The organism is Allobosea sp. P4_C6, from assembly GCF_056402015.1.
The window spans coordinates 1-2,127 of record NZ_JBFUIF010000200.1 but is presented as its reverse complement, the minus strand read 5'-3'; the positions used below and the strand labels follow the sequence as shown (position 1 = coordinate 2,127).

2 protein-coding genes and 1 pseudogene are annotated in these 2,127 nt (G+C 58.3%); all 3 read right to left on the bottom strand.

From position 1 onward, the window contains the following. The coding region (locus AC1DVA_RS27890) for a metallophosphoesterase (RefSeq protein ID WP_476808048.1) at positions 1–724 on the bottom strand (724 nt) is incomplete at its 3' end. 242 nt (positions 725–966) lie between these two features. Further along, a pseudogene (locus AC1DVA_RS27885) lies at positions 967–1,715 on the bottom strand (IS3 family transposase); the annotation flags it as partial. Between the two features lie 198 nt (positions 1,716–1,913). Then, the coding region (locus AC1DVA_RS27880) for an integrase core domain-containing protein (protein WP_476808047.1) at positions 1,914–2,127 on the bottom strand (214 nt) is incomplete at its 5' end.

Sequence of the window (2,127 nt, the reverse complement as noted above, 5' to 3'; positions counted from 1 at the left end):
GCGTTGAATCCGGTATTTCATGCTCCCGTCCGTCCATCCCGTGGGCCGCCCTGCGAAAAGTCGTTGCGGCTTGATCCCACCAACGCAATCGTACTTCTTCCCGCTTATGCCCATCCGGGTCTATAAAATAGAGACCGTCCGGCAAGCGTTCTTCTGGGCCCTTGAGGAGTATTTCGACAGCGGAATGAGCGGCTGATCCACGCCGGTAACTCTCCAGCACACCTTTTTCAGTCAGGCGCCCATCTTTCACAAAGGGCTTCAGCGCCTCACGAGAGGCATCGTGCCAGCAAGCATGGACGACGCGAAGGCCGGGAAGATCAAGCCAAACCGGCAGGGTTCGGAACCAGTCGATGGCTTTCTTGTGCTCCTCGGAGTTCTCTCCAATTTGGCTAAGAAATTCGGCGTGTTGCTCCTTATGAGGTGCCTCATGATGCCGTAGGAAAGTGCCGTCCGCATTCTGGGTCACCCATCCGATCGCGTTGAATTCGTGATTTCCCATGACCGCTTTTGCCGCGCCGGCCTCACACATGGAGCGCGCAATTCGCAGAACTTCTAGCTGTTCCGTGCCGCGATCTATAAAATCGCCAACAAAGATCATCGTCCTTTCCGAATGCCGGAAAACACCCCCTTGGTCCTCCTCATAGCCCAGCTTACCTAGCAAGCGATGCAGGGCGTCGGCATGGCCATGAATGTCTCCAACTAGATCGTATCCCTTGACGGTCATTGAGTGTCTTTCTTGTTCCAAGCGGAAATGCGCCCGAGTACTGACGCTAGGTATCGTTGATGGAGGGATCCGTCGAAGGTAYCTTCGCGAGAAGGAGGTGCCTCGGAAAATTGATCTGAAGCCCCTTCGAGCAACTTCTTTGCCCGAATCGTATCGGCTGAAAGGTACGGAACGCGCTTCCGCCATACCGCGATGAGTGCGGGGTCAACTGAATAGCCCCGAGTTTTGTGGACGCCCTCGGTTCAGATTTTCTGCAGCCGTTCGAACTCGACGGGTGACAGCATCCCGTTTCGGACGTGCTTGCGCTTCGGGTTGTAAAACATCTCGATATATTCGAACACGTCCTGCCGTGCTTCATCCCGGTTTCTGTAGGTTTTTCGACGTATCCGCCTCGCGCTTGAGCAGATTGAAGAAGCTCTCTGCCACYGCATTGTCGTGGCAGTTTCCACGCCGGCTGATCGAGTGCTCAAGATTGCGGTGCTTGAGGAACGCCGCCCAGTCCATGCTGGTGAACTGCGAGCCTTGGTCGGAATGAATCAAGACCTTGGCCTGGGCTTCCGTCGCCAGACCGCCATCAGCAGCGCCTGCAATACGACGTCGGTCGTCTGGCGGCTCTGCAGCGACCAGCCGATGACGCGCCGTGAAAACAGGTCGATCACGACGGCCAGATAGGCAAAGCCCTCCATGGTCCGGATATAGGTGATGTCGGTCACCCACGCCTTGTCCGGCGCGGCGACATCGAACTGCCGGGCAGCGTATTATCGACCACGACGGACGGTTTGCCGCTATGGCTGCCTGGCCGGCGCTTGTAGCCAATTTGGGCCTTGATGCCCGCGAGCCTTGAAAGGCGAGCGACCCGGTTCGGGCAGCTCGTCTCTCCCTGATCCAGAAGATCATCATGCAGCTTGCGGATCGAGAACAATGGACGATGCTCGGCGACGAACGCGTATCTCACATTGCATCCCTGGCGAAATACGCGGTGGCTTCTCTTTTGGGACAGATGGAGTCAAGCAAAGGCTCCCTGCGCGGGACATTTAGCCCGCCGCTACTCGCGTTGGCTGTTGATCGACAAGCCTCTGCGCTACGCTGCGCGATGGTGAGCTCCTGCCAGGAGTCTGGCTTCTCTGCGAAGTCGGCACGGTGACCGCTTCATGATTGGCCTGCCCCCATCAGGTGGCCCGGTTCTAATCTAATGCATGGTGGGCTTGTCGGCCACGGTTGAGATGGCCGGCGAAGCGGGTTGGGTTTTCGTAGGCGGCCAGACCACAGCGACCGGTGCTGGCGGCTTGTAGCCGAGCGAGGAGTGCGGGCGCCGGGTATTGTAGTGCTGACGCCAGCCCTCGATGACGATCCGAGCCTCGGCGAGGCTGTAGAACAGCTCGCCGCTCAGGAGTTCGTCGCGC